This is a genomic window from Floccifex porci (assembly GCF_009696175.1).
GTDB classification, from domain to species: Bacteria; Bacillota_I; Bacilli_A; order Erysipelotrichales; family Erysipelotrichaceae; genus Floccifex; species Floccifex porci.
The window spans coordinates 1-19,454 of sequence record NZ_VUMM01000011.1 but is presented as its reverse complement, the minus strand read 5'-3'; the positions used below and the strand labels follow the sequence as shown (position 1 = coordinate 19,454).

Below are 19,454 nucleotides of genomic sequence, written 5' to 3'. Positions count from 1 at the left end.
GTATAAACAAAGAGACGAATATAATCCGCGGTACCACTCTTCTTCGAGATTCCTCACACTCAGATATCCAACAATATCTTATCTTTTAACGGGAATGCCGTCTTGAATTACTCTTCTTTCATCCAAGCCACTCACAGGTGATACTGAATCTCGAATTTCTGCTACCTTTCACCAAACATAGCTCGCTTCTTAAAAATCGGTTGAAATTCACAGTCCTGTTCTTCGTGTTTGATAGAATACTAACGCTTTTTTTAATAAAAATCAAATGAAATTTTAATATAAATTAAAAATTTGTCGTATCTGTTCTCGATTTTTCGTTTTTTTCAAAGCCAGCATCAATAACACTCGTGCCTTTTGCCCACTTAATGTGTTGGATGGAATACAGTAATGATTGGGATCAAAGATATCATCGTCAAAAACGATTCCTTCCTGTACTCTGGAAGAACGTACAAATATAATACCTTCCTTAGATAAATCCTCAATTGCCCTTTTCCATCTTTCATTATAGTTTCCAGATCCTGAACCAACCAGTACAATTCCTTCATTTTCTTCTGCCAGATGATACAGGATGTCTTCTGTAGCTCCTGCATAGAATAAGGCAATGGATACTTTAGGAAGAGAACTATAGTTTCCAGCAAATAAAGACTGTACGGTATGTTTTTTAAACGTATCAGAGAAAAAATATGCTTTTTCATCCTGCATATAGCCTAAACATCCAAATGTTTTCTGGCCAAAGGCATCAACCTTAAAATTATTGACTTTCTGTACATCTCTACCCGAATAAATGGTATTAGAAAACAAAACCATAACACCTTTTCCATAAGCTTCATTATGACAGGCTAAAGAAACTGCCTGGTATAAATTAAAAGGTCCATCGGCACTGGTAGCTGTTGCTGGTCTCATAGCACCAGTTAGAACTACCGGCTTATTGGTATTGATCGTTAATGTTAGATAATAAGACGTTTCTTCAATGCAATCCGTTCCATGGGTTACCACAATGCCATCCACATCTTCTTCTAAAACTAAAGTATTGATCAGGTTGGATAAAGTCATCCACTTCTGTTCATCCATTTCATTGGAATCAATATTATACAACTGAATGGCTTTTAAATGAGCAAGCTTATTGATTTCAGGAAGCGATTCCAGTATTTCCTGCATATCGATTTCTCCTGCCCGGTAAACCACTGTTTTTCCATTCTGTCCTTTTCCTGCAATGGTTCCTCCAGTTGCGATAATGACTATATTTTTCATTCGTTTTCCCCCGGTAAAGGAGGTAAATTCCCTTTTACCTCCTTTGTGATGGGACTTCTTTCATCACTATCACAGCATGCATCTTCTTTCACTTCTACTTTCTTTATCTTTTCTTCAATATCCACTTCCTTGCTGGAAGGCATTCCTAACATTTCCGAAATATAACTTAAATCACTGGCTGATTGTGCCAGATCGGTCGGAACAATAATTTTTGTGGCTCTTCCATCGCCCAATTCTTTTAAAGCCTCTAATTTTTTTAATGTCAATACATTGGCATCCACATGGGCCTCTTTCAACAATTCCAGCCCCTTTGCCTGGGCTTCATAAACCAGACGGATTGCCTCTGCCTCTCCACTGGCTTTGGCAATACGAGCTTCTTTGTCTGCCTGAGCTCGTATGATCAAAGCTTCTTTATCTCCCTGCGCTCTGGTGATGGAACTTTCTTTATGGGCCTGGGCTTCTAAAATTGTCTGTCTTTTTTCACGTTCGGCTTTCATCTGTTTTTCCATCGCATCTCGTATTTCTCTAGGAGGAATGATATTCTTTAATTCCACTCGATTGACTCGAATTCCCCAGGCATCGGTTGCTTCATCAATGATGATTTTCATTTCGGTATTCACTTTATCTCGAGATGTCAATGTCTGATCCAGCTCCAGATCCCCTATGATATTTCTTAACGTTGTAGCCGTTAAATTTTCTAATGCCAGAACAGGCTGTTCTACTCCATATGTAAATAAAGCCGCATCAAAGACTTTATAATAGACAACCGTATCAATTTCCATCGTAACATTGTCTTTGGTGATAACCGATTGCGGTGGAAAATCCGCCACCTGTTCTTTTAAAGATACTTTACGAGCCACTCTGGATAAAAATGGAATCAGTACATGAATTCCAGCCTGCCACGTTTCTTTGTATTTTCCCAGAAACTCTACAATATAACAGCTTCCTTGAGGAACAATACGAATGGCACTGACCAGAATGGAAATCAGTAAAATAAAGAATAAAGTTTTTAATATAAAGAAAAACATAATTCAATCCTTTCTATACATTTTTTTGAATGATTTGCGTAATGATCGGTACGATCTGTTTTTTTCTGGAAATGATTTTTTCCATATAAGGAGGCTGCCCATTCACAAGTGGAAATTCATTTTCAATCCATTCCGCAATTTTTCCTTCATTATAGAAATACGATCCATTTTCCGCTATACTGGTAAACACCAGACAAACCAGATCACAATTCTTTTTTCTGACATATCGAATCAGTTCATCATGAATGGATTCTTTAATAATATTTAATCTTTCAAAAGAAGGAATCACTGCCTGAGCAATAATCACTTTATAGCCTTCAATATCAAATGATTTTACATCTTCTTTTAAAAAATCTGATACACTTTTTGTTTCCGATTCCGAATTGATAAACAATATATCATACGCAAATTCATCCATATTTAATTGTGAAATCTCTTCTAACATTTCAGCCATATCCAAATCTTTTTGAGTAGTTGTAGGAGACTGAAAATTCAAAGTATCCGATATAATGGCTCCCAACATTAAACCTGCCAATTTTTTCGGTATGTTTACATTTTTTTCTTTAAATAGTGAGGCAATAATTGTTGAACTGCTTCCTACAATTTCATTTCGAAATAAAATGGGTTCTTTACTATAAAAATCATAAATTCGATGATGATCGATCACTTCTAATACCGTTGCTCTTTCAATATAAGGAACCGATTGAGAAAACTCATTATGATCCACAAGAATAATGGATTTATTCTTATAACTCATCGCATGATCTTTTAATATATATCCCGTTAAATAATTTTCACTGTCAATGACTGGATAAGCACGATATCTTTTTTTGCTCATCTTCTTTGCGACATCTTCCAGAAATTCATCTTCATAAAAGCACATCACATTTTCTTTCATAACAGTCTGAATTTCTGGAGAAAAGAATAAATAACGTGAAGTATTCATACTTCCATATCCAGAAATTAATATTGGACAATGATATTCCTTTGCCAGTTCTATTACATCTTCTTCTACGGAATTGGCCCATACTATAATTAATAAACCTGCACCTTTTTGAATCAGATGTTTCTGAGAAATGGGATCATCTCCAATAATCACAATACGATTTTTAACTTCATAATCCGCACTCAATCGCTTAGATAAAGCCACAATACTGACTTTTCCATTTAATTTCATCTGATCGTCTCGAACAATAATTTTTCCCTGTAAAGTTTTACATATATTATCCAGTGAAACATTTTTTAATAAATCAATGCCAAAAGCGGTATCCCCTAAACCAATATCCGCTAAATCGTTTCGTGTAATCATTCCAGTAACTTTATTCTGGTGATTCACAACACTGATAAAAGGCTGATTGTGCTGTTTCATTTTAGCCAATGTTTCAAAAATTGTTTCATCTTTGTGTACTGAAATTGCTGGTTCTAAAGAAATTTCCGATAACCGAACTCTGGCATCTTCCAGTAAAATCGGTTCATCAAAATCAAACCGATTTAATAAATATTTCGTTTCTTCATTACAAGGTCCCAATCGACAGGCAATCGCATATTCATCCGTCTGCTGTTTTAGATAACTATACGCAATGGATGAAACAATGGAATCGGTATCCGGATGCCGATGTCCACAAACATATATTTTTTCCATTAAAATCCTCCAAAAAAAGATACAGTCTAGCCTGCATCTTCTAACTTTTTCATTGAATAATCCAAACCATGTGCCAGTACATATTCTTCTAAAGTCCATCCATTTTCTTTGATTTCTTTGGCAGCTTCTTTCCCTACATATCGAAAATGACAAGGTTTATAAGCAGTTCCTGTCACATCTTCCTGATTTTCAGGATAACGAAGAATAAATCCATACTCATATGCATGTTTTACCAGCCATGCATACTCATTTGTATCTTCAAAAACCAATTCTTCCCCATCCAGTACTTTCTGGCTTTCCAGATCCACACAAGTTCCCAACTGGTGTTCATTGATTCCTGGTTCAATCAGATATACAGATGCAGCCCACGTTCCATAAATATTGGCATATTCATCATATTGTTTTTTCTGGTAAGAATACGATTCATATCCACTGGTCAACACAATTTCCAGATCTTTCTCTTTGGCATCACTGACCATATCTTCTAAGGCAATGGCTGCTTCTTCCACCAGTTTATAATTTGTACAGTCTTCTGTTCTGGATACATCCACTTTCACAAGATTTTCTGGTTTATAATTTTTTGACAGTACAAAACGATCTTTCACAATTGCCGTCAAACTATCTTCTGGATCAATCTGATAAATATCCGAACAATCCACAGATGAATCGATAAATCCATAGGAATATTTCATAACCGCTTTGATTGCACTGGATCCACTGTTCACATATTGAGGCAGATCATCAATAACGGCTCCATTTACTTTTAAATATTGTTTTGCGGTATCATAATCAATCTGATTTTTCGCAAATACTTCAAAATCTTCAATGCGGTAATCCGAATAATGTTTTCGACAATAGTCTCTGGAATAACCTAAATTAACCAGTTCTTCATAAATTTCATAAAGTCGATCCACATTTTTAATTACTGTCATTTCTGTTAATTCTGTATTGGCTCTTTGATACAATTCATAATCATAATAATGATGTGAATTGGAATATTCATTCCATTTCTCTAAATCAATTTTTTCATCCAGAGATAAATATTCTAAAATTTCTTCTTCTGTACAATCCAATAATATTTTTCTTTCTTCTGAAGAATATCCTTTTCTATACAGATCAATGCTTGTTTTCTTAAATATAAAAATATTTATAAAAACCGCAATCACAATTAACCCGAACAACATTCGTTTTAACCGGGTATAATTTCTTTTTACTTTTTTCTTCTTTCTTTTCTTTGCCATACATACCTCAGAATTATTGTATCATAAAAGATACACATTCTCTTGAAAATTTATTAGAGTTTGATACTATAATTTTATTATATATTAAAGGAATAATAAGACCAGATGAAATATACAATTGATAAAGAAAGTAAAGTATCTGCCTATATGCAGATCTATACCCAGATAAAAAACGATATCATAAAAAATATTATCCATTACCAGGATAAACTTCCCTCCAAAAGACAATTGGCTCTGGACACCCAGACCAGTGTCATTACTATAGAACATGCCTATTCGATTCTTATAGATGAAGGATATATTGAATCCAGAGAACGCAGTGGATATTTTGTGATTTATCAAAACAGTCGGTGGTTTAGTGCATCCAATGAGAATCGTCCAATGATCCATCATCCCTTAAATCATTACAGCCAGGAAACCTTTTCCTATCATTTATATGGAAAAGCCATGCGAAAAGTATTACAGGAATACCAGGAACAGATCATGGTAAAATCGCCAAATTTCGGCTGTGTTGAATTAAAAAGCGCGATAGGAAATTATTTAAAAAGAAATCGAGGCATCCAGGTAGAAAACAATCAGATCATTATTGGTTCAGGTGCGGAATATTTATATGGACTAATTGGTCAAATGATTGGAAACGATGTGATCTATGCACTTGAAAATCCATGTTATGACAAAATCAAAAAAGTGTATCAGTCCAATCATATTGAAATCGATCTTCTGAAAATGGGAAGCGATGGCATTCAAAGCGAAGCTTTAAAAAACACAAAGGCAAAAGTACTGCATGTCACTCCCTACAACAGTTTTCCTTCCGGAATCAGTGCCAGCATATCCAAGCGAAATGAATATGTACGTTTTGCCAAAGAAAGAAAAGGCTTTGTGATTGAAGATGACTTTGATTCTGAATTCTGTTTGTCCACAAAAATTGTCGATACCATTTATTCTTTAGAACCCGATACCTGTGTCATCTATATGAATTCATTTTCAAAGACGATTGCTCCTTCCATTCGTATTGCCTATATGGTATTACCAAAACAGTACACAAAAACATTTTGTGATAAGATAAGCTTTTATTCTTGTACTGTTCCAACGATTGATCAGTATGTACTGGCAGAAATCTTAAACAATGGAGATTTTGAACGCCATATCAATCGTGTTCGAAGAAAACTCAGAAAGGAAATGAAAAAATGAAACAATCATGGAAACCAGGGAATATGCTCTATCCCTTACCCGCTGTACTGGTTACCTGTAAATATCAGGATAACATAAATGTATTTACCGTTGCCTGGACAGGTACGATCTGTACCAATCCACCAATGGTTTATATATCAGTCAGACCCGAGAGATATTCTTATGAATTAATTGAAAAAAGTAAAGTCTTTACCATCAATCTGACCACTAAAAAACTGGTAAAGGCTACCGATTACTGCGGTGTTCGTTCAGGAAGAAATGTCGATAAATTTAAAGAAATGAATCTGGAAACCACTCCAGCCATCAAAATAGATTGTCCTGTTTTAAAGGACAGTCCAGTGAATATTGAATGTAAAGTAAAAGACATATTAAAATTAGGATCGCATCATATGTTTATTGCCGATGTTCTGAATGTTCAGGTCGATGACTCGTGCTTGGAAGAAAATGGAAGGCTGGCATTGGAAAAAAGTGAACCCATTGTGTATTCTCACGGAGAATATTATGATCTGAATCAGCTTCTGGGAACTTTTGGTTATTCTGTAAAAAAGAAAAAGAGGAAAAGAAAATGAAAATGAAAAGAGACTATCCAATTGTACAAATTACGCAAAAAGGAAAAAAATATCTTCAAAGTGGACACAGCTGGGTTTATGAAGGAGAAGTTCTAGAATTAAGTGAAGCAATTGAAGATGGAGCCTTAGTGGATGTTCTTTGTCAAAAGACTTATTTAGGAACGGGTTTCTACAATTCACATTCAAAAATTCGTGTTCGTTTAGTTTCCAGAAATGCCAATGATACCTTTGATGAAGCTTTCTGGATGCGTCGGGCAAAATATGCCATTGACTATCGTAAAACCGTTATGCCAGAAGAAGATTTTAAATGTTGTCGACTGGTACATGGCCAAGCCGATGATTTCCCAGGTTTGACCATAGATCGTTTTAATACGATTTTATCCGTACAGATTGCCTGTCTGGGAATGGATCAGATCAAAGACATAATTTTAAACGCATTTTATACAATATTAAAAGAAATGGGAGAAGACATCCAGGGAATTTATTTAAGAAACGATTTATCGGTTCGTAAACTGGAAGGCTTAAAAGAAGAAAAAGGCTGGTATGAAAAAATTGAACATCCCAACCAGACCAAAGTTGAAATTGTAGAAAATGGAATTTCTTATCTTGTAGATGTAGAAAATGGACAGAAAACCGGATTCTTTTTAGACCAGAAATACAATCGAAAAGCTATTTCTCGTATATCTAAAGATAAAGAAGTTCTGGATTGTTTTACCCATACAGGTTCTTTTGGTTTAAATGCCGCAAAAGGAAAAGCCAGACACGTAACCAGTGTTGATATTTCCAGTACTGCCATAGAAATGGCAAAAGAAAACGCGAAACGAAATCATATTGAAAATATTTCTTTTGAAGTATGTGATGTATTCCAATTGTTGACTGATTTATACAATCAGAAAAAACATCCCTATGATTTTATTATCTTAGATCCACCTGCTTTCACAAAAAGTCGCAACACCATTAAAAATGCCACTTCTGGCTATAAAGAAATCAATTATAAAGCCATGAAGATCTTACCAAGAGGAGGTTATCTTGCGACTTGTTCCTGTTCTCACTTTATGAGCGATGAAAACTTTCGAAAAATGTTAAAAGAGGCGGCTAAAGATGCCAATGTCACTTTACGACAGATTGAAGCCAGACAACAAGCCTGTGACCATCCAATATCCTGGAACGAAGAAGAAAGCGATTATTTAAAATTTTATATTTTTCAGGTATGTTAAAAGCTGTTACGTTTCCATAACAGCTTTTTTTACTATTTCATTTTTCTTTTTCTACAGATCAATCCAATTCCCATGGCTTCCAGACTCGTGAACATTAAAGAGATCCATAAACCAATATTAGAACCCAATCCGGTATTGGTTGTATTCTTAGAAGGTTTAACCGTAGATGTTTTATTCACGGTAAATTCAACCGAAGCTTCTCCTGTTTCAGAAACAATGGTAAGGATATGTTTTCCAGCCTTTAATGTGGATACAAAATCTTTATTCAATGTGACAATTGTACTTCCTTCTTTGACTGTATAATTTTTAGAATCTAATACCTTTCCATCCAATTTTACATATTTAAATTCATTAAAAGGAGCACTGGAAGTAAAAGATAATGATTTCTTTTCTCCCTGATTTACGCTTTGTCCTTTTCCTTCAATAATTTCAGGTGCTTTTCTGGATACAACAGTATCTTTTAATTCGATTTCATTTTCTCCATCTTTATCTGAAAAATATTTTTCACAACCTTTACATGTCCAGTATTCAATATTTCCTTCTTTTGATGCCGTTGCATCCTTAGCTGAAATATGCTCAAGAATATGATTATCTAAAATTTCTACTGTTTTTGTGACTGTAAATTCAAATCCATCTGAAGTTTTCGCATATACAACAAATTTTAAACTATTTTCTTCTCCTGGATAACTTTCATGAGATACTTTTCCATTTAATCCATCCGAAGCCTCTAGATCAATTTCACCGCCACTATGACTGAATTCATGATACAGTGTAGCATTTTTAAGACCTTCCGGTAAAGATACAGATACTACCGTATCATGTGTTCTACATACCTGATCCGGTGCATTGATTACAATAGTTGGAACAGTTTGTTCTTGTGTTTTTTCTTTACAAATACCACATTCACCCTTATATTTTCCATTTATCTCAGTCCAGTTATAATAATGCGTATGAGAACTGATTTTATCCAACAATCCATCGGCAACTCCAGTTACCGGATATCCACCAATCTTTGCAGGAATTTCAACATCTGTTTTTCCACTTCCTAAATCAATGCTGGTAATGATTACTTTACCATTTTCAATCTTGTATCTTATTTTTGATGTCGTATCCAAAATGGCATGTTCTGTACCAATTGACAGTTCCTTGTCAGGAAGGAATATACTTTTCAGATTTGAACAACCATAAAAAGCCATATCCTGAATTGAATTTACGCTTTCTGGAATTACTATGCTTTCTAAAGAACCACAACTCTCAAAAGTTCTTCTATTAATGGATTCAAGCTGAGAATTCATGCCAAAGGATACATTTTTAAGATTACTACACGAAAAAAACGCATTATCTCCAATCGATGCAACACTGGCTGGAATACTTATACTTGTAAGATTTTTGCATAAAGAAAATGCAGCTACTCGAATTGATGTAACACTTTCTGGAATGTTATAGGATTCACAAGATTTATTAATAGGATATTGTATCAGCTCTGTTTTATCTATATTAAACAGGATTCCATCTTCGCAACAATAATAAAGATTTCCTTCATCCACTGTAATATCTGCAAGTTTATCACATTCTGCTAATGCACTTATCCCAATGGATGTAACATTTTTTGGGATTTCTATACTTGATAAAGACATACATTGATAAAATGCAGCATTTCCAATGGATACGACATTTTCCGGAATTGTTATGTTTGTAAGTTTAGAACATGAAACAAAAGTCTCAGGACTAATTGATGTTATCCCTGAAGGAAGCTTTATATTTTCAAGATTCCAGCAAGAAAAAAAAGCCCCTTGTCCAATCGATGTAACGCTTTCCGGAATGTTTATATTTTTAAGAGCACCACAATTTCTAAAGGCATACATTCCAATTGAAGTAACACCATCTGGTATCTTTACACTTTCAACATTAGTGCTCAGAAAAGCATATTCTCCAATCTCTGTTACGGTTTTCCCATCGATTGTGTCTGGAATTTCAACTTCAGTTGCATCACCTACATATTCTGTAATTTTAACTGTATCACCAGATTCACTGTAGTGAAGACCACTTGGTACTTGGGCAAATACTACGGTTGGCATTAGAAGACATAAGGTACATATCGATAAAAATATACTCAGGATCTTCTTCATATTTTATCCTCCTAATCATTTATAAGCAATCATTTATATTATCTATTTATTTCTAATTTATGTCAATCTGTATATGAAAAAAGAAGGTCTATTTGACCTCCTTTGTGTAATGATTAGTGAGATTTTACTTTTAATCTGGATAAAGCTCTTTGAAGATGAGCTTGAGCCATATGGTATTCCTGCATACTTCTTTTTTGAAGCAGTTCTTCTTTTGCTTTGGCAACGGCAAGCCGGGCTCTTTTTTCATCAATTTCATCGGGTCTTTCAATTGTATCGATCAATACAAGTACATCATTGTTTTCCACTTTGATCATACCCGATCCAATGGAACAGTATTCATCTTTCTGATTAGGTCTACGATATTGAAGCTGTCCTGGTATTAATGCCATGATCACATTGCTGTGATTGGCTAAGATTCCTACCAGTCCATCATTGGTTGGTACAATCAAAGATTCACACTCTCCCTGATAAAAGATGCGGTCGCTGCTGACGATATGCAGATTAAAATTCATGAGGCTCTCCTTTAACTCTTTGAATCACTTCATCAATGGTTCCTGCATTAAAAAAGGCACTTTCTGGATAATCGTCCAGTTTTCCATCCAGTATCATTTTAAATCCTTCTATTGTTTTTGATAAAGGAACGTATACACCTTTGATTCCTGTAAATTTTTCCGCTACATGGAATGGCTGTGATAAAAAACGCTGAATCTTACGAGCTCGATTGACCGTAATTTTATCTTCATCGCTTAATTCATCCATTCCTAAAATCGCAATGATATCCTGCAGATCATTATACTTCTGCAAAGTTTCCTGTACTTTTCGACTGATTTCGTAATGCGTCTGTCCTACAATATCCGCTTCCAGAATACGTGAAGACGATTCTAGTGGGTCAACCGCTGGATAAATTCCCTGTTCGGCTACTTTTCTGGATAAAACCGTTGTCGCATCCAGATGCGTAAAAGTAGTTGCCGGTGCCGGATCGGTCAGATCATCGGCTGGTACATAGACAGCTTGTACCGAAGTAACGGAACCATTTTTTGTAGAAGTAATTCTTTCCTGCAAAGCACCCATTTCGCTGGCAAGAGTGGGCTGGTATCCAACCGCAGAAGGCATTCGTCCCAGTAAAGTGGAAACTTCACTTCCTGCCTGTACAAATCGAAATATATTATCGATGAACAACAAAACGTCTTTATTTTCATGGTCTCTGAAATATTCCGCCATGGTAAGTCCAGATAAGGCCACTCTCATACGCACACCTGGGGATTCATTCATCTGTCCAAAGACTAAAGCTGTCTTACTGGAAACTCCGCTTTCATTCATTTCTTTCCATAAATCGTTTCCTTCACGACTTCTTTCTCCAACTCCTGTAAAAATTGAATATCCACCGTGTTCCATTGCGATATTATGAATCAATTCCTGAATCAAAACGGTTTTTCCCACTCCAGCTCCTCCAAATAAACCAATTTTTCCACCTTTTGGATAAGGTTCCAGTAAGTCAATGACTTTAATCCCTGTCTCTAAAATCTCAATACTTGGTTTCTGTTGTGAAAATACAGGTGGTTTTCGATGAATTGGCCATCTCGTTTCCAAAGCGGATATTTCCTCTTTTCCATCAATTGGCTGTCCTAATACATTGAACATCCGTCCCAATGTGCAATTCCCAACTGGTACTTCAATGGTTTTTCCATCCGCATACACTTCCATTTCTCTGGATAAATTTTCACTTGGAGCCAGCATAATGCAGCGTACAATCTTTTGTCCAATGTGAGAAGCCACTTCCATAATACGAGTTTCATTGCCGACTTTTACTTTTAAAGCTTCTTTGATTTTTGGCAGAGGTCCATTTTCAAAAAAGACATCCACAACTGGGCCTGAGATTTCTACAATCTTACCTATGTTCATTCTGGGCCTCCTTTTTCTTTCGTTTGTCTCTTTGTGCTTTTGCTCCCGCACTGATTTCCGTAATTTCCTGGGTAATCTGCGCCTGTCGGACCCGATTGTATTCCATTTTCAGTTGGGATAATATTTTTTCCGCATTCTGATTGGCTGAATTCATTGCGCTCATTCTTGCGTTCTGTTCGGAACAGAAACTATCCACTAAAGCACTATAAATGAAACCAGCAATATAACTGGGCATCAGACTTTCCAGAACTTCTTTTAAAGAAGGAGCAAATTCAAAATCCGTTTCAATTTCATCTTCTTTCATAAATTCAAAGCGATGAAACGGAAGAAGTCGAAACACTCTTGCTTCTTCTTCAATGCTATTTTCCATATCTGTATACACTACATATATTTTTTCCAGTTCTCCTTTATCATATAAATTTAATAAAATCGAACTAATTTCTCTGGCTCGATCCATAGTTGGATTGACTGCAGTATACAGAAAGGATTGTTCAATGGGTATATTTCGTTTCATAAAATATCGACGACCATATTCTCCCACTACAAATAATTTTGTATCTTTATGTTTTTCTAACAGTTCTTCTGCTTTTTTGATCACATTTAAATTATAGGCCCCTGCCAGTCCTTTATCCGCTGTAATCAGTAAACAGCCATAAGTCCCATTTAATGGTTCCTCTTCTTTTGAAGGATAAAAATAATGAGACTGCAGATCGGGAGCTCTTCGAAAAATTCGTTTGATTTCTTTTTGTGTATAATTGAAAAAAGGACGAGTATGATCTAATTCTCTTTTTGCCTTTTGAAGTTTTGTGGAAGAAATTAAATACATCGCATTGGTGATTTTCTGTGTATCTTTTACACTGTTAATATGATTCTTGATTTCTTTGGTGGAAGCCATATTCTTTTACCTTATCTAAAAATTCATTTGATAAAGAAACAATGCGATCTTTATTTTCCTGTGATAAAACTTTTGTCTGTTTAATTTCAACATCTAAATCCGGTGCACTGGCTTTTATATATTTCACAAGACTCAATTTAATATGATCCAGTTCTTTAACCGGTACATCCATAAATAAACGATTCAATCCCGCTACTAATAAATAGATCTGTTCCTGTAAAGACAATGGAGAATATTGTGGCTGTCTTAATAAACGCATCAGTCCTTGTCCATAAATCAATTGATTCCTTGTTCCTTCATCCAGGTCCGATGAAAATTGCGTAAACACTTCCATCTCGCGATATTGTGCTAAATCCAGACGTAAAGAACCTGTTGCCTGTTTCATAGCTTTTGTCTGGGCATCTCCTCCCACACGAGAAACCGACAATCCAACATTTACTGCAGGTCTTTGTCCAGAGAAGAACAGATTGCTTTCTAAAAAAATCTGTCCATCGGTAATGGATATGATATTGGTAGGAATATAAGCGGACACATCTCCTGCCTGTGTTTCCACAATTGGTAGAGCCGTTAAACTTCCACCATTCAGGTCTTCACTTAAATGAGCCGATCTTTCCAGCAAACGCGAATGAAGATAGAATACATCTCCAGGATATGCTTCTCTTCCCGGTGATCGTTCCAGCAATAGACTTAAAGCACGATAGGCAATCGCATGTTTCGACAGATCATCGTAAACAATGAGAACATCTTTTCCCTGATGCATGAAATATTCTGCTAAAGAAGTTCCCGCATAGGGAGCAATATACTGTAAAGGAGCACTGTCACTGGCTGTCGCACATACGACAATGGTATAATTCATAGCTCCTTTTGATTTCAGATTTTCACAAAGCTGCGCCACAGAACTGGCTTTCTGGCCAATGGCCACATAGACACAGATCACATTTTTATCTTTCTGATTCACAATGGTATCGATAGCCACCGACGTTTTTCCCGTCTGACGATCACCAATAATCAGTTCTCTTTGCCCTCTTCCAATCGGAAACATAGAATCAATGGCTAAAAGCCCTGTTTCCAATGGTGTATTTACCGGCTGACGATAAATGATTCCTGGGGCTGCTCTTTCGATTGGATAGTAGTCTTCCGCTTCAATTTCCGGAAGATCATCGATTGGATTTCCTAAGGCATCCACCACTCTTCCAATAAAAGCTTCACCAACCGGGATTCCAGCCTGTTTACCTGTACGTTTGACAATGCTTCCTTCTACAATTTCACTTTCATCTCCAAACAGGATACAGCCAATTTCATCCTTTCTTAGATCCTGGATCATTCCTCGAATTCCACCTGTAAAAATCAGGATTTCGCCATATTCTGCTTTCTTTAATCCACTGACAAACACAATTCCATCACAAACTCGAAGCACGTGTCCCACCTGAGAGGCCATAGCCTTAGGTATCCAGGTCTGTAAAGAATCCTGCAGCAGAGGAATGATGTCTTCATTGGCTTTCTTGATGGAATTCATCCATCGATCCTGCAGCTGCTGCATTCGACTTTCCAGAGACCAGTCATAGAAATCATCTCCAATTGCGATTCGAAATCCATTAACTAGAGATGCATCGTATACATATTTTAATAAAACTTCACAATCGTATTTTCGATCCAGAAATTCAATAATCTGATCTTTCTGGCTATCATCTGGCTTTTTTGCACTGTATAAATAAGCTACTTTTGAACTATTCATCTAAATCACCCTGATTGCAGGCCTGAACAAACTGAGAATAGATATCCTGATCGGTCATCATTTTCTTTGCGGTATCCAGTGCCAGATCCGTAATTTCTTCTTTTGCCTGTTCTACCATCTTGTCATGATGCATCTTTGCCTTAATATGTGCATCTTCTAAGATATGACTGGCTTCCTCTTTTGCACTTTGAATACGTGCATCCACCAGTTTTTCACATTCTTTAATGGCCTCTACTTTTTTAATCGCCATTTCATCATTAAACTGATTCAGCTTTTCATTGTATTGTGCCTCTTTTTCTTTTGCCTGCTCTAAAGCCTGCTGTGTTTCTTTTTCTAAATTCGAAAAATATTGTTCTCTTTTATTCATAAAATCAACAACTGGCTTATATAGAAGCAAATAAAGCCCTCCACCTAAAATCACAAAATTAAATAGATGAAGAAAGATTTGTTGAAAATTAATATTTAAAGGCATAACACCCTCCTATAATACAAAGATAATTAAAATCGCAACAATCAATGCGTAAATAATCGCTGTTTCAATAAAAACAAGTCCTAACATTAAAATGGTCTGAATTTTACCAGAGGCTTCTGGCTGTCTGGATACTCCTTCACTTGCCTTACTAATGGCCCATCCCATAGAAATGGCACCGGCTGCTGCTGCAATTCCAATCACAATAGCCGCTGGCATTGCTTTATCCGCTACAATTGAAGATTCTGATGCAAAACAGGAAAGAGTATTTAAAAATAGAATACTGCATCCACATACACTGGAAAATGCACTTTTCATTAATGATTTCATATATAATTCCTCTCTAGGCTTCTGCCTTTTTATGACTTGGTTCACTGACTTCTCCATAGAATAGGGCCGTCAGCATCGTTAATACATAGGCCTGAATCAATGCATGAAGAAGGGTAAATAAGATTCCGACAATAATCGGCAATACAAAACTTAAAGTAATATAATAGTACACAAGTTCCGTTACTAACAATCCACTTAATAAAGCTCCAAACAATCGAAAGCTCATTGAAATGGGAAGTGAAAAATCTTTTAATGTCTTTCCCACTCCTTTTAAACCATTTCCAGCAATTCCTCCCGATAAAATAACCAGATAGGATAAACAGCCTAACGATAAAGCTCCATTAATATCCGACAGTGGGGCAACACTGGCCATACTGGTTCCACTTGTGGTAAAAATCTGGATTCCAAACAATTCCGACAGCGTTCCAAAAAAGATATAAACACCTGCAGCAAATAAGTAGGCCCCTAGAAATCGATTTCGATGGGGACTGTTTGTCTTTGCTAAATTATAAAAATATCCTACAGCCGTCTCGATCACTATTTGAGGTTTGGTTGGAACCATTTTAAATTTTGGAATCAGAAATAAACGAATGCATAAGGCAAGTCCTAATAAAATACCGGTCACAATGATTCCCGAAACTACCGATGGGTTCACTTCCATGATTCCAAACAAAGAAATTTTATTGGCTTCATGTAAAACACCATCTTTCATGACTTCCTGTATGCTTTCCGCATTTTCAGGTCCCTTACATATTATGGAAAGAACCAAAAAGAATATAGCCAGTAAAAGTATGATCAGGACACTTCTTTTTCTTTGTTTCTTTGTCATAGCTCTCCTTTCTAAAAGAAAAACCCTTTATCAACAGTGATAAAGGGTTTATCATTATTGATGAATAAATAATTTTACAATTCCACTTTTTTATAAAGTTCTATCATTTCTTCAATTAATTCCTGTGCCAGCATAGATGTCATCAAATGATCCTGTGAATGAACCAGCAGTAAACTCATTTCACTGGTATTTCCATTCATTTCATCAAATAATAAATCCGTTTGTGCCTGATGCGCCTTAACACCTGCATCTTTTGATTTTTGTAAATATTGTTGTGCAAGTTCAAAATTCTTATTTTTTGCTTCCTGTAAAGCCTTAAACGCATACGATCTGGCATCCCCTGCATATGCAATGATTTCAAAAGAAATCTGAGTTAAATCTTTTTCCATACCGTAATCCTCACTTTCTTCTATTGTATTTGAAATATGTCATGTTTTCAATTTGAAAAGTTTCATATATAATACAAATATGCCAAAACTCAAAGAAGATGTAACCAATACTATTGAAATTAAAAAAAGTAAATTTATTACCTATTTACATCGTTGTGAAAGTGAAGAAGATGCCAAAGAATTTCTAAAAATCATTAAAAAAAGACATCCCGATGCCACGCATCATTGTACCGCAATGATCATAAAAAACATCGTTCGTTCCAATGACGATGGAGAACCCGCTCAAAGTGCTGGACATCCTATGTTGAATGTACTCTTACATGAACAGTTAGAAGATGTATTTGCGGTTGTGGTTCGTTATTTTGGAGGCATTAAACTGGGAACAGGTGGTCTGGTTCGCGCTTATAGTTCTAGCGTTCAAAAAGCTTTAGAAAATGCAGTATTGACACAAAGCACTTTATTTCATGAATATAAAATCAGTTTCAGTTATGATTTAATAGGAAAAGTAGATGCTTATTTCAGAAAATATGAAATTGAAATTGCCTCAGTTGAATATGATGAACAAGTTCATTATCATTATATTGTAGAACAGGATATTTCAAAAGATCTGCTGGAGCTTTCCAATGGAAGCATTCAGCCCGAATGGATTCAGGATATCACAAAAGAAAAAAATATTTAAAAGGAGATAGAAATGGAACTTATATTACTTATTTTTATTGTTGTTTTGATCATCAGTATTTTTCTTCCAATATTAGCTTATGTTCTTCCTTTTCTGATTATTTTATGGATCATCAATTATCTGATCAAACTATATCGAAGCAAACATGAGTCATCAAATTCTACAGACAGTAATATTATAGATGCAGAATATCATGAATATGAGGACGATGGACAATGATCGTTCATAATGCGATTGGACTTCAATCCGATATTTTATCTTTACTGGAAAAATCCATCCTTCATATGGATAAAAATCAGATTCGTGCCTGGATGAAATATGAATTTGATCCTTCCAGTATGTTTTGTATGATTATTGATAATAAAGTTGTATCCTGTCTTCAGACAAAAAGAAGAACGTTTTATAATGGAGAATCAAAATGTATGGCCACTGTTTTTACAATGGCAGCTACTTTACCGGATTATCGTCAAAGACGTTATTTTTCTGCTTTACTGGAAGCCGCTTTATCCAGAAGCAATGCCAATGATTTAGTTTCTGTTGTTTATACAACGTTTCCCAAATTATTTGAAACACGCTCCTTTCTACCTGTTTCAAAAACATTAAAATATTCGATTTCTTCCTATCGATGTGATAAAGGAAATGAAAAAAATGTATCTTTCTATAATGAAACAATGGATCTTTATCCCATCTATAAACAGTTTATGTCCTGTTTTGATGGGAGCATCCAATACACAAAACAGGAATTTGAAAATCAGCTTGCCTATCAGTTAAATAGTCAGAAAAAAATACTGGTAATGAAAAAAGACAATGATATCGATGGATTCCTTGTCTATAAAGATTTAAAAACGCATATAAAAGTGGATTATATGGTTTATTTAAACTCTTCTTCCATCTATGATGCGTTTCGTTATTTAAGCCTTAGAACCACTTCCATTACTTTTATTGTCAGTGAATATGAAAGAATGGAAAAACTGTTCTTATTAGACTATCCCCGTTTGGAAGGAGAACTTCTGGTTCGTTTAAATCACGCCCGATTGTTTTCTCAATGGAGCGGAAAAGAAATAAAAAATGCATCCCAATACTATCAGAGTTTAGAAAACCCGGTATGGATGCATGTTATTGAATGATTTACTGATGATGATATCGCCACTGGTAATATTCATCATCTTTTTCTTTTGAAATGGATGAATCGGATTGCTCAATCAGCTGAAAATGACAGCTTGAAAAAGAAGTAAGAAAATCTTCCAGTTTTATTCGACTATGCCATTGTTCATTATATAAAACAATCATAGAATCCTGTAAATATAAAATTACTTTTGAATCCAGACAATATAAAACATAATTCTGTTTTAAATAAGGAAGTGCCTGATCAATATCAAAAATATCCATAATAAAACGGTGTCAAAACACCGTTAATCCTCATTAGCCCATGATGGAATTTCATTTCCACGATAAATCAGTATCGCTTTCTGAAATTCAGTCTGATTTAAAAATTCCAGAATGGAAAGTGTTTCTTCCTCTGTACACCCTAATAATAATTTTACTTCACAGTCTTTCTTTAATACATCCGCACTGATTGCTAAAGCTGCCACTGAATTTGATTCTTTGCTTCCTACAAAAATATCAATCGGTGCCTGATCCGATCCGAGTGTGTCTGTCAAAAAACCATAATCCACTGGATAAATTAGATTTTTATATTTAAAATGACAAGTTCCTTTTGGTCGATCAATGGTAATATTGCTTGATAATAAAATCGTATCTAGTTTTTGCCAAAAAGTCGCATTATTTTCTATTCCAGCCATAATAAAAAAACCTCCTGTATAGAATATTATTGATATGTACCCAATATTCTGGACATACGTTAATTTGAATTGAGTTTAACACATGGATGTTTCTCTGTATACAACAGGAGGCATCCATTTTGTTTTGGATTGAATTCTTTTGTTGTTATAGTAATA

The 19,454-nt window shown here is 35.3% G+C and carries 21 protein-coding genes and 1 other annotated feature; of the genes, 6 read left to right on the top strand and 15 right to left on the bottom strand.

Features of this window, described 5'->3' with window-relative positions; all coding sequences use genetic code 11:
* Positions 1-7: 7 nt before the first annotated feature.
* Positions 8-232, bottom strand: a binding site (T-box leader).
* Between the two features lie 41 nt (positions 233-273).
* From FYJ50_RS06380 to FYJ50_RS06365, 4 genes are read right to left on the bottom strand one after another with little or no spacing between them, the layout of a single operon-like run.
* Positions 274-1,251 carry an asparaginase gene (locus tag FYJ50_RS06380; protein WP_154460254.1) on the bottom strand — a complete coding sequence of 326 codons (978 nt, stop codon included), beginning with the start codon at positions 1,249-1,251 and terminating at the stop codon, positions 274-276.
* Positions 1,248-2,279 (bottom strand): SPFH domain-containing protein, encoded by a 1,032-nt coding sequence (locus FYJ50_RS06375; protein WP_154460253.1) that lies wholly within the window; start codon positions 2,277-2,279, stop codon positions 1,248-1,250. The genes FYJ50_RS06380 and FYJ50_RS06375 overlap by 4 nt, the downstream gene beginning before the upstream one ends.
* Positions 2,280-2,292: 13 nt before the next feature.
* Positions 2,293-3,921 carry a putative manganese-dependent inorganic diphosphatase gene (locus FYJ50_RS06370; RefSeq protein WP_205946456.1) on the bottom strand — a complete coding sequence of 543 codons (1,629 nt, stop codon included), beginning with the start codon at positions 3,919-3,921 and terminating at the stop codon, positions 2,293-2,295.
* A 26-nt stretch (positions 3,922-3,947) separates the two neighbouring features.
* Positions 3,948-5,162 carry a M15 family metallopeptidase gene (locus tag FYJ50_RS06365; RefSeq protein WP_154460251.1) on the bottom strand — a complete coding sequence of 405 codons (1,215 nt, stop codon included), beginning with the start codon at positions 5,160-5,162 and terminating at the stop codon, positions 3,948-3,950.
* Positions 5,163-5,267: 105 nt separating this feature from the next.
* Here FYJ50_RS06365 and pdxR point away from each other — a divergent pair, with 105 nt between their 5' ends.
* The 3 genes from pdxR to FYJ50_RS06350 are packed head-to-tail and all read left to right on the top strand — an operon-like array spanning position 5,268 to position 8,139.
* Positions 5,268-6,353: a MocR-like pyridoxine biosynthesis transcription factor PdxR gene (gene pdxR, locus FYJ50_RS06360; RefSeq protein ID WP_154460250.1), complete on the top strand. Its 1,086-nt coding sequence runs from the start codon at positions 5,268-5,270 to the stop codon at positions 6,351-6,353.
* Positions 6,350-6,922: a flavin reductase family protein gene (locus FYJ50_RS06355; RefSeq protein WP_154460249.1), complete on the top strand. Its 573-nt coding sequence runs from the start codon at positions 6,350-6,352 to the stop codon at positions 6,920-6,922. The genes pdxR and FYJ50_RS06355 overlap by 4 nt, the downstream gene beginning before the upstream one ends.
* The gene (locus FYJ50_RS06350; RefSeq protein ID WP_154460248.1) at positions 6,919-8,139 is read left to right on the top strand and encodes a class I SAM-dependent rRNA methyltransferase; all 1,221 of its coding nucleotides are present in this window, start codon (positions 6,919-6,921) and stop codon (positions 8,137-8,139) included. Before FYJ50_RS06355 ends, FYJ50_RS06350 begins: the two co-directional genes overlap by 4 nt.
* A gap of 32 nt (positions 8,140-8,171) precedes the next feature.
* Here the strand turns inward: FYJ50_RS06350 and FYJ50_RS06345 are convergent, their stop codons facing one another.
* The 9 genes from FYJ50_RS06345 to FYJ50_RS06305 form a co-directional block, all read right to left on the bottom strand.
* The gene (locus FYJ50_RS06345; protein WP_154460247.1) at positions 8,172-10,268 is read right to left on the bottom strand and encodes a leucine-rich repeat domain-containing protein; all 2,097 of its coding nucleotides are present in this window, start codon (positions 10,266-10,268) and stop codon (positions 8,172-8,174) included.
* Between the two features lie 113 nt (positions 10,269-10,381).
* Entirely contained in the window at positions 10,382-10,780 is a 399-nt protein-coding gene (gene atpC / locus FYJ50_RS06340; RefSeq protein ID WP_154460246.1) for an ATP synthase F1 subunit epsilon, read from the bottom strand.
* Positions 10,770-12,170, bottom strand: coding sequence for a F0F1 ATP synthase subunit beta (atpD, locus tag FYJ50_RS06335; protein ID WP_154460245.1), 1,401 nt, complete (start codon positions 12,168-12,170; stop codon positions 10,770-10,772). Before atpD ends, atpC begins: the two co-directional genes overlap by 11 nt.
* Entirely contained in the window at positions 12,157-13,065 is a 909-nt protein-coding gene (atpG, locus tag FYJ50_RS06330; protein ID WP_154460244.1) for an ATP synthase F1 subunit gamma, read from the bottom strand. The genes atpD and atpG overlap by 14 nt, the downstream gene beginning before the upstream one ends.
* On the bottom strand, positions 13,031-14,800 hold the full coding sequence (gene atpA, locus FYJ50_RS06325; RefSeq protein WP_154460243.1) for a F0F1 ATP synthase subunit alpha: 1,770 nt from the start codon (positions 14,798-14,800) through the stop codon (positions 13,031-13,033). The genes atpG and atpA overlap by 35 nt, the downstream gene beginning before the upstream one ends.
* Positions 14,793-15,272: an ATP synthase F0 subunit B gene (locus FYJ50_RS06320; RefSeq protein ID WP_154460242.1), complete on the bottom strand. Its 480-nt coding sequence runs from the start codon at positions 15,270-15,272 to the stop codon at positions 14,793-14,795. Before FYJ50_RS06320 ends, atpA begins: the two co-directional genes overlap by 8 nt.
* A 9-nt stretch (positions 15,273-15,281) precedes the next feature.
* On the bottom strand, positions 15,282-15,599 hold the full coding sequence (locus tag FYJ50_RS06315) for an ATP synthase F0 subunit C (RefSeq protein ID WP_205946455.1): 318 nt from the start codon (positions 15,597-15,599) through the stop codon (positions 15,282-15,284).
* A gap of 13 nt (positions 15,600-15,612) precedes the next feature.
* Entirely contained in the window at positions 15,613-16,428 is an 816-nt protein-coding gene (locus FYJ50_RS06310; RefSeq protein ID WP_154460240.1) for a F0F1 ATP synthase subunit A, read from the bottom strand.
* Positions 16,429-16,502: 74 nt separating this feature from the next.
* Positions 16,503-16,817 (bottom strand): PTS lactose/cellobiose transporter subunit IIA, encoded by a 315-nt coding sequence (locus FYJ50_RS06305; protein ID WP_154460239.1) that lies wholly within the window; start codon positions 16,815-16,817, stop codon positions 16,503-16,505.
* 79 nt (positions 16,818-16,896) lie between these two features.
* Between FYJ50_RS06305 and FYJ50_RS06300 the strand changes: the two genes are divergently transcribed.
* From FYJ50_RS06300 to FYJ50_RS06290, 3 genes are read left to right on the top strand one after another with little or no spacing between them, the layout of a single operon-like run.
* Positions 16,897-17,496, top strand: coding sequence for a YigZ family protein (locus FYJ50_RS06300; RefSeq protein ID WP_154460238.1), 600 nt, complete (start codon positions 16,897-16,899; stop codon positions 17,494-17,496).
* 12 nt (positions 17,497-17,508) lie between these two features.
* The gene (locus tag FYJ50_RS06295) at positions 17,509-17,715 is read left to right on the top strand and encodes a hypothetical protein (RefSeq protein ID WP_154460237.1); all 207 of its coding nucleotides are present in this window, start codon (positions 17,509-17,511) and stop codon (positions 17,713-17,715) included.
* A complete protein-coding gene (locus tag FYJ50_RS06290; protein ID WP_154460236.1) occupies positions 17,712-18,623 on the top strand; it encodes a GNAT family N-acetyltransferase in 912 nt (303 codons plus the stop codon). The genes FYJ50_RS06295 and FYJ50_RS06290 overlap by 4 nt, the downstream gene beginning before the upstream one ends.
* A gap of 1 nt (position 18,624) precedes the next feature.
* Here FYJ50_RS06290 and FYJ50_RS06285 read toward each other — a convergent pair whose 3' ends face one another.
* Both FYJ50_RS06285 and FYJ50_RS06280 read right to left on the bottom strand, forming a co-directional pair.
* A complete protein-coding gene (locus tag FYJ50_RS06285) occupies positions 18,625-18,885 on the bottom strand; it encodes a hypothetical protein (RefSeq protein WP_154460235.1) in 261 nt (86 codons plus the stop codon).
* Between the two features lie 23 nt (positions 18,886-18,908).
* A complete protein-coding gene (locus FYJ50_RS06280) occupies positions 18,909-19,298 on the bottom strand; it encodes an inorganic diphosphatase (protein WP_154460234.1) in 390 nt (129 codons plus the stop codon).
* Between the last annotated feature and the right edge of the window lie 156 nt (positions 19,299-19,454).

What these genes read in the sequence shown, in the direction of transcription:
- FYJ50_RS06305 (WP_154460239.1), bottom strand. Translation starts at nt 16,817, where the DNA reads ATGGAAAAAGATTTAACTCAGATTTCTTTTGAAATCATTGCATATGCA.
- atpD (WP_154460245.1), bottom strand. Translation starts at nt 12,170, where the DNA reads ATGAACATAGGTAAGATTGTAGAAATCTCAGGCCCAGTTGTGGATGTC.
- FYJ50_RS06315 (WP_205946455.1), bottom strand. Translation starts at nt 15,599, where the DNA reads ATGAAATCATTAATGAAAAGTGCATTTTCCAGTGTATGTGGATGCAGT.
- FYJ50_RS06320 (WP_154460242.1), bottom strand. Translation starts at nt 15,272, where the DNA reads ATGCCTTTAAATATTAATTTTCAACAAATCTTTCTTCATCTATTTAAT.
- FYJ50_RS06285 (WP_154460235.1), bottom strand. Translation starts at nt 18,885, where the DNA reads ATGGATATTTTTGATATTGATCAGGCACTTCCTTATTTAAAACAGAAT.
- FYJ50_RS06290 (WP_154460236.1), top strand. Translation starts at nt 17,712, where the DNA reads ATGATCGTTCATAATGCGATTGGACTTCAATCCGATATTTTATCTTTA.
- atpG (WP_154460244.1), bottom strand. Translation starts at nt 13,065, where the DNA reads ATGGCTTCCACCAAAGAAATCAAGAATCATATTAACAGTGTAAAAGAT.
- FYJ50_RS06380 (WP_154460254.1), bottom strand. Translation starts at nt 1,251, where the DNA reads ATGAAAAATATAGTCATTATCGCAACTGGAGGAACCATTGCAGGAAAA.
- FYJ50_RS06345 (WP_154460247.1), bottom strand. Translation starts at nt 10,268, where the DNA reads ATGAAGAAGATCCTGAGTATATTTTTATCGATATGTACCTTATGTCTT.
- atpA (WP_154460243.1), bottom strand. Translation starts at nt 14,800, where the DNA reads ATGAATAGTTCAAAAGTAGCTTATTTATACAGTGCAAAAAAGCCAGAT.
- pdxR (WP_154460250.1), top strand. Translation starts at nt 5,268, where the DNA reads ATGAAATATACAATTGATAAAGAAAGTAAAGTATCTGCCTATATGCAG.
- FYJ50_RS06375 (WP_154460253.1), bottom strand. Translation starts at nt 2,279, where the DNA reads ATGTTTTTCTTTATATTAAAAACTTTATTCTTTATTTTACTGATTTCC.
- FYJ50_RS06300 (WP_154460238.1), top strand. Translation starts at nt 16,897, where the DNA reads ATGCCAAAACTCAAAGAAGATGTAACCAATACTATTGAAATTAAAAAA.
- FYJ50_RS06310 (WP_154460240.1), bottom strand. Translation starts at nt 16,428, where the DNA reads ATGACAAAGAAACAAAGAAAAAGAAGTGTCCTGATCATACTTTTACTG.
- FYJ50_RS06280 (WP_154460234.1), bottom strand. Translation starts at nt 19,298, where the DNA reads ATGGCTGGAATAGAAAATAATGCGACTTTTTGGCAAAAACTAGATACG.
- atpC (WP_154460246.1), bottom strand. Translation starts at nt 10,780, where the DNA reads ATGAATTTTAATCTGCATATCGTCAGCAGCGACCGCATCTTTTATCAG.
- FYJ50_RS06365 (WP_154460251.1), bottom strand. Translation starts at nt 5,162, where the DNA reads ATGGCAAAGAAAAGAAAGAAGAAAAAAGTAAAAAGAAATTATACCCGG.
- FYJ50_RS06350 (WP_154460248.1), top strand. Translation starts at nt 6,919, where the DNA reads ATGAAAATGAAAAGAGACTATCCAATTGTACAAATTACGCAAAAAGGA.
- FYJ50_RS06370 (WP_205946456.1), bottom strand. Translation starts at nt 3,921, where the DNA reads ATGGAAAAAATATATGTTTGTGGACATCGGCATCCGGATACCGATTCC.
- FYJ50_RS06355 (WP_154460249.1), top strand. Translation starts at nt 6,350, where the DNA reads ATGAAACAATCATGGAAACCAGGGAATATGCTCTATCCCTTACCCGCT.
- FYJ50_RS06295 (WP_154460237.1), top strand. Translation starts at nt 17,509, where the DNA reads ATGGAACTTATATTACTTATTTTTATTGTTGTTTTGATCATCAGTATT.